General features: G+C 62.1%; 5 protein-coding genes. 3 read left to right on the top strand and 2 right to left on the bottom strand.

What is annotated here, in order from left to right:
- On the bottom strand, positions 1-1,412 hold a 1,412-nt coding region (locus ACRAUW_RS15980; RefSeq protein WP_431363073.1), incomplete at its 3' end, for a GumC family protein.
- A gap of 156 nt (positions 1,413-1,568) precedes the next feature.
- Here ACRAUW_RS15980 and ACRAUW_RS15975 point away from each other — a divergent pair.
- The 3 genes from ACRAUW_RS15975 to ACRAUW_RS15965 are packed head-to-tail and all read left to right on the top strand — an operon-like array spanning position 1,569 to position 4,577.
- Positions 1,569-2,720 carry a glycosyltransferase gene (locus tag ACRAUW_RS15975; RefSeq protein WP_431363072.1) on the top strand — a complete coding sequence of 384 codons (1,152 nt, stop codon included), beginning with the start codon at positions 1,569-1,571 and terminating at the stop codon, positions 2,718-2,720.
- Between the two features lie 31 nt (positions 2,721-2,751).
- The gene (locus ACRAUW_RS15970; RefSeq protein ID WP_431363071.1) at positions 2,752-3,945 is read left to right on the top strand and encodes a glycosyltransferase family 2 protein; all 1,194 of its coding nucleotides are present in this window, start codon (positions 2,752-2,754) and stop codon (positions 3,943-3,945) included.
- Positions 3,942-4,577 (top strand): sugar transferase, encoded by a 636-nt coding sequence (locus tag ACRAUW_RS15965; RefSeq protein WP_431363070.1) that lies wholly within the window; start codon positions 3,942-3,944, stop codon positions 4,575-4,577. The genes ACRAUW_RS15970 and ACRAUW_RS15965 overlap by 4 nt, the downstream gene beginning before the upstream one ends.
- A 312-nt stretch (positions 4,578-4,889) precedes the next feature.
- Here the strand turns inward: ACRAUW_RS15965 and tyrR are convergent, their stop codons facing one another.
- Positions 4,890-6,437, bottom strand: coding sequence for a transcriptional regulator TyrR (tyrR, locus tag ACRAUW_RS15960; RefSeq protein WP_431363069.1), 1,548 nt, complete (start codon positions 6,435-6,437; stop codon positions 4,890-4,892).
- Positions 6,438-6,633: the final 196 nt, after the last annotated feature.

Here is a 6,633-nt window from a genome sequence, read left to right as displayed (position 1 = left end):
CCCGGCTCTGGTGACAAGGGCAGCACCTGACCATCCAGCGCCTGATCACTGTGGGATGGATAGTCCGGCACCGGCTCGCAGTAGGGAATGCGGCTTAGCACCGGCGCCTTGACCAGAGCGGCCAGTTGATCGGAGCGGCGCAGGCTGGCATCCGCCAGTTCAGCCACCAGCGCCAGACCGCAGCCGAGCCCCAACCCGCCAACAATGCCCGCCAGCAGATACAGCCAGAGCGGGTAGTTGCTCGGTTTGCTGGGGGCAAAGGGTTTGTCGATCACCTTGATCCGTTCCCCCTGCTCGAAATTGCCCAGATCGCCGGTCACCTTGGCCTTCTCATAGCGCAGCAGCAGGTCCTGATAGAGGGTGCGTTTGACCGCCAGATCCCGCTCCAGCTCGGCGAGCTGGCGCTCGGTATCCCCCTGGGAGTCAACCACCTTGTCCAGCCCATCCAGCTGGCTCTTCAAGCCGGCTGCGTTTTGCTCCGCCTCCGTCAGCTGCGTCTGGGCCAGCTGCCACTCGGGCCCGCGGGCCATATCCGGCTGGGATTTGAGCTGCTCGAACTCCTGCTGCAACTGGTCAATCTGATAGCGCAGACTCTGCACCTTGCTGTGCTCGTCGCTGTAGCGGGCCTGCAGCAATAACAGTTCGGTGCGCATCAGTTGCAGCTTCTCATCCAGTTGGCGGGCCAGCTGGCTCTCCTGCCCCAGCGATAGCTGATCGACCCGGGCCTTGGCCTGCTGCAAGGTGATCAGGCTCTCGGCATAACGCTCCTGCAAACCATAGAGACGGGCGACGTTGGTACTCTGCTGCTGGGGCAAGGCGCTGGCATGCTCCCGTTTGAAGTCGGCGAGTAGCTGCTCGGCCTCTTGCAGTTCGCTGCGGCGGCTGTCGAGCTGGCTTTGCAGGAAACGTTCGGACGACTCCGCCGACTGGCGCCCCTTGCTGAGCAGGTTGAAGAAAAAGCGCCGTGAAATGGCTTCGAGCAAACCGGCGCTGTTGGCAGCCGAATCCGCCCTGACCTTTATCTCGATCACCTCATCGCCAATCAGTTGCAACGAGACGGCACCGGATAGCCAGTCCATGATGGCATCGCGCTGGGCTGGCGGGGTCTCGTCATTGACCAGACCGCGATCCCGCGCCACGCCATCCAGCACATAGCGACTGCGCAGCAGGGCTTCGAGCACCGCAAAGCGATCTTTCAGGCTCTCCTGGGTGATCAGATCCTTGAGGGTCGGGGTCTGGTTGGCATCTTGCGGCACCATAAAGGTGGTGCGGCTCTCATACTCCTTGGGGGTGAGCAGGCCGATTGTCACGCCCACCAGCGGCATCACCAGCACCGGGATCACCAGCAGATAGCGACGGCGCCAGGCGGCAAAGAGAATGATGTAGAGGTTGTAATAGAACTGGACAGGCATGGCATCACTCCCTGAGAAAAGCCCTCCCCCGCACGATGCAAAGGCAGTGCCACCTGAGGAGCTGATCGCCTCTGTGGGTAGATCGCAAGAGTGGTACAAGATTCGCATTCTCCCGCTATCCGGGGTGTTACCCCTTCCCTTGCCGGAGCGCGAACCATGTTGTCACCAACCCCATCGCACAGCCCCCATCCCCGCGGGAACGCCAGCGCCCAGCCCGTCGTTCAGTCTGTCGTGCAACCTGTCGTACAAATCGTGCAGCACCTGCAGCCCGGCGGGCTGGAGACCATGGTGCTCAACCTCACACAGGCGAGCCCTGCCGAGCAACCGGTGCATATCATCTCCCTCGAAGGGAACAAAGGGGATGTGGTAAGGGCGTGGCCCGCCCTGTATCCCTTTGCTGGCAATATTCACTGTCTGGAAAAGCCCGCGGGCTGGTCGCTGGCAACCCTCTGGCGACTCACTCGGCTGCTGCGCCAACTCAAGCCCGTCGCAGTACATACCCACCATCTGGGGCCCATGCTCTATGGCGGTCTGGCCAGTCGGCTGGCCCGGGTGCCCACCCTGGTACACACAGAGCACGATGCCTGGTATCTCGATGATCCCCATCAGCGCACGCTGGCCCTGTGGGGGCTGCGCGCCTTCAAACCCATTCTGGTGGCCGATGCCACGCCGGTGGCCAACCAGCTGCTGGCCAAGCTGGGCCAGCTGTCGCCAACCGTGATCCCCAACGGCATCGATGAGCAGCGCTTTGCCCCGGGCGCCGCCGCCCTCGCCCGTCAGGAGATGGGGCTGCCGCAAGGGGTTAAGTTGATTGGCTGCGCCGCCCGCCTTGAGTCGGTCAAGGGTCACACCTTGCTGCTGGAGGCGATCCGTGCCCTGCCGGAAGAGGTGCATCTTGCGTTGGCTGGGGTCGGCAGTTTGCAAAATGCGTTGCAACAACAGTGTCAGCAACTGGGGATCGCCCATCGGGTCCATTTTCTGGGGCTGGTCGAAAACATGCCGCGCTTCTATCAGGGGCTGGATCTCTTCTGCCTCCCCTCACTGGCGGAGGGGATGCCGCTTTGTGTGCTGGAAGCGCAGGCCTGCGGGGTGCCGGTGGTGATGAGCGATGTGGGGGCGGCCAGAGAAATCGTCTGCCAGGCCAGCGGCCATATCCTGTCGGAGCGGGATCCCGACCGCCTTGCCCAGCTTCTGGCACAAGGGTTGCTGCAGTGCCATAGCCTGCGTGCCGTCACCCGAGAGTTTGTGTGCCAGCAAAGCAGCTTGAGCCGGATGGCTCAGGCCTATCAGCAGCTTTACAGCCGCTGATCAAGCGACCCGATGACCAGAGGAGCATCCCATGGAATGGATCATGATCGTGTTCTGGCTGTGCGCTGTACTGGTGGTCTACCACCATGTCGGCTATCCCCTGCTGCTCAAATTCGGTGGTCGGCAGGCGCGCAAGGTAGCCAATCCGCCCCGCCCTCTGGATCGAGGGTTCAAAACAGACGCCACCGATGAGGCGCTGCCGACCATCACTTTACTGATGCCGGTCTACAACGAGGCGGCGACCATCGCGGCCAAGCTGCAAAACCTCGCCAGCCTCGATTACCCCGCCGACAAGCTGTGGGTGCATGTGCATTTCGACGGCTGCAGCGACAACAGTTACCCCATTGCGCTGAGCCAGCTCGGTGATCCCGCCCTGCAGCAGTTGCAGATCAGGCTGTTTGATCACCCCCGCAATCGCGGCAAGGTCGCCGTGCTCAACGAGGCCATGACCCGGGTGCACAGCGATCTGGTGGCCCTCACCGATGTCTCGGCCCTGCTGCCCATCGACAGCTTGCTGCTGGCGGTCGCCCATTTTGCCGATCCCAAGGTAGGGGTGGTTGGGGAAGCGTACCGCTTCTGGCAACCGGGCTCCCAGGGCGAGGAGAGTTACTGGCACTATCAAAGCCAGATCAAGCTCTGCGAGTCGGCCCTTGGCGGCATGCTGGGTGCCCACGGGGCCTTTTACATGATGCGCCGGGAGTGCCTCACCCCGCTGGCCGCCGATACCATCAACGACGATTTCATCCTGCCGATGCAGGCCATCGCCAAGGGGTATCGGGCTGTCTATGACAATCGCTGCGCCGCACTGGAGCTGGAAATTTCTGATGCCGCGCTGGAGGCGACACGGCGCCAGCGGATCGGGGCTGGCAACACCCAGCAGCTGCTGCGGTTACTGCCCCTGCTACACCCCAAGTTCGGCTGGGTTGCCTTCAACTTTGCCAGTGGCAAAGGGCTGCGAGTATTGATGCCGCTCTGCCTGACCCTGCTGTGGCTCTGCGCCATCCCGCTGGCCACCCAATTCCTGTTGTTTCAACTGCTGCTGGGGCTGCAACTGCTGGGATATCTGCTGGTCATCCTGATCCAGCTGACCCCTGTGCACCCCTGGCCCAATCTGTTTCGCAAGATCCACTATCTGGTACTCGGACACTGGTACAACGGCATGGGCACCCTGCGCTACTGCCTGCGCCCCCCCATACGTTTCATGTCACAGGAGAAAGCCGTATGACACACCCCATTCCAAGATTGACCCTGGTGGTCAAACGCAGCATGGATCTGCTCGGTGCCACTCTTGGCCTGCTGCTGACGCTGCCACTGTGGCCGCTGATCATGCTGGCTATCCGGCTCGATAGCCCGGGGCCGGTGTTCTTTCGTCAGCTGCGGATCGGGCGCAGCCATGCCACCCATACCGAGCTCTTTTTCATGATCAAGTTTCGCACCATGCGCGCCGACGCCGAGGCGGCCACCGGGCCGGTCTGGTGTGGCAAGGGGGACAGCCGGATCACCCGCAGCGGCGACTTCCTGCGCAAAACCCGGCTCGATGAGCTGCCGCAGTTTATCAATGTGCTCATGGGGGAGATGTCGCTGATCGGCCCCCGCCCGGAGCGGCCCGGGATCGCCAACCGGCTGGAAGATGCGGTGCCGTACTTTATCGAACGCACCTATGAAGTGGCCCCCGGCATCACCGGTCTGGCGCAGGTCAATCAGGGTTACGACGAGTCGCTGGATGATGTGCGCAGCAAGCTGGCGTTCGATCTGGCCTACTCGGTCGCCCTGCTCCACCCCTGGCGCTGGCTGGTGCAGGATGTGCATATCATCGGCAAGACGATCGCCATCATGGTTGGCAAGAAGGGGCGCTAATTCCGCCGCACCAACCTCAACCACATCTCAACGCCCATCAGGCCATTGCCACTGCAATGGCCATTTATGGCGTATTTGTGGCGAGCGCGTAGCCAAAAACATTGGCGAGCTTGCAGGAAGGCACAGGAGGCGACCAAGGGACTGTCACCACTATCTGTCCCGGAGAGTCATAGTGAAGGAGGAAAGGAGTAACAGCATGAGCGAAAGGCAGCTGCCTTGGCAAAGATCCTCCTCTCATTTCAAGGCGCCGGATAAAAAGACCGAGAGCCCGTCTGGTAACGGGCTCTCTGGTGGCAGGCAGTAAGGCGGAAATCACTTCTTGCTGATGCCGTATTCCCGCAGCTTGTTGGCGATGGCGGTATGCGACACACCCAGGCGTTTGGCCAGCTGGCGCGTCGACGGGAAAGCAGGATAGAGCCGGGCCAGCAGCTGGCTCTCGAAGCGCTTCACCGCATCGTCGAGATCCCCCTCAAACCACTCGTCGATGAGCGGCGCGGTGTCGGCCGCCACCGGCAGGTCGATCTGCTCGGGCCCCAGTTCATCCCCTTCCAGCAGTGTCATGGCACGGTAGAGGCAGTTGCGCAGTTGACGCACGTTGCCCGGCCAGCGGTAGGCGGTCAGGTAGTCGGCCATGTTGCGGGTAAAGCGCGGACGGGGTCGCTGCAACTCGCTGGCAAAGCGGGAGACAAACTGCTGGGCCAGCACCATGATGTCCGCCTTGCGCTCGCGCAGGGGGGGTAGCGCCAGACTGAGCACGTTGAGACGATAGTAGAGATCCTCGCGGAAGGTTCCTTCGTGCACCAGATCCAGCAACTGCTTCTGGGTGGTACAGATGAAACGCACGTTGACCTTCACCTCCTGCTCGTCACCGACCCGGCGGAATACCCCATCCTGCAGCACCCGCAAAAACTTGGTCTGCAGATGGGGAGACATATCGCCGATCTCGTCCAGCATCAGGGTGCCGCCGCTCGCCAGCTCCAGCACGCCGCGCTTGCCCTCGGTGTTGTTGCCAAAGGCGCCGGGGGCATAACCAAACAGCTCGCTCTCGGCCACGTTATCGGGCATTGCGGCGCAGTTGAGGGCCATAAAGGGATGACTGGAGCGCAGGCTGGCCCCGTGACAGGCGCGGGCCAGCAGCTCCTTGCCGGTACCGGTCTCACCGACGATCAGCAGCGGCGCGTCCTGCATCGCCAGTTTACGTGCTTGCGACAGCACCTCTTTCATCTTGGGACTCTCGGCCTGCAGATGCTCGAAGCCCCCCACTTCCACCGCATGAAGCGCGCTGAAGTGCAGGCCGACCCGACGGGCAGATTTGAGCACCACCACGGCACCGGCCAGCGCCTGCTTGCCGCGGGCTTCCGCCACGAACAGCGGCATCAGATCTGCCAGATACTCTTCGCCATTGAAACTGAGCTTGCAGGTCTGCGGCTTGATCTCGCTCGCCTCCAGCCAGCGGGTGAAGGAGAAACCCTTCACCAGCGAACCGAGCGCCACACCGCGCACCTCCTCCACCGGCAAGCCGAGGGTGGTGAGGGCCGACTGGTTGGCCTGGGTCACCTTGCCCTTGCTGTCGAGAGAGAAAACCAGATCCGGCAGCGCCTTGAGCAGCGCCTCGATTTCGTGGTGCTCTCGCTCGGAAGGCATGTAAGGGATGGTCTTGACGTCGTAGACGCCGGGAATGCGGCGGATCTCCGGCATCAAATGCTGAAAATCAGTGAACTCCAGCTCGGGAAAGTTGAGATAGATGATGCCTGAGGTATCGATTTCGATGCCGCGCAGATCGATATTGTGCTCCACCAGGCGGTCGAGCAGTTCCCGGGTCAGGCCCAGGCGGTCTTCACAGCTGACTTCAAGACGCATTCGGGACACACTTCCTAGCTAACTCTATGAATGAGCGGATAATACAGTCTCGATCCCCCCAGTGCGAGCGCCAGCCCATAAAAATGCGGGCCTGCCCCGCTTTCGCGGGCAGGCCCGGGTCAACCGATGACGCTGATGTGTGGTGCGATTACCGGAGCAACTGATCGGTGCGCGCCGCCATGATGAAGTCGTTGCG

Source organism: Aeromonas sp. (assembly GCF_050633025.1).
In the GTDB taxonomy this organism is placed as follows: domain Bacteria; phylum Pseudomonadota; class Gammaproteobacteria; order Enterobacterales; family Aeromonadaceae; genus Aeromonas.
Note: the sequence above shows the minus strand (reverse complement) of the source record. Positions and strands in the feature narration are given on the sequence as shown.

What these genes read in the sequence shown, in the direction of transcription:
- ACRAUW_RS15975 (WP_431363072.1), top strand. Translation starts at nt 1,569, where the DNA reads ATGTTGTCACCAACCCCATCGCACAGCCCCCATCCCCGCGGGAACGCC.
- ACRAUW_RS15970 (WP_431363071.1), top strand. Translation starts at nt 2,752, where the DNA reads ATGGAATGGATCATGATCGTGTTCTGGCTGTGCGCTGTACTGGTGGTC.
- ACRAUW_RS15965 (WP_431363070.1), top strand. Translation starts at nt 3,942, where the DNA reads ATGACACACCCCATTCCAAGATTGACCCTGGTGGTCAAACGCAGCATG.
- tyrR (WP_431363069.1), bottom strand. Translation starts at nt 6,437, where the DNA reads ATGCGTCTTGAAGTCAGCTGTGAAGACCGCCTGGGCCTGACCCGGGAA.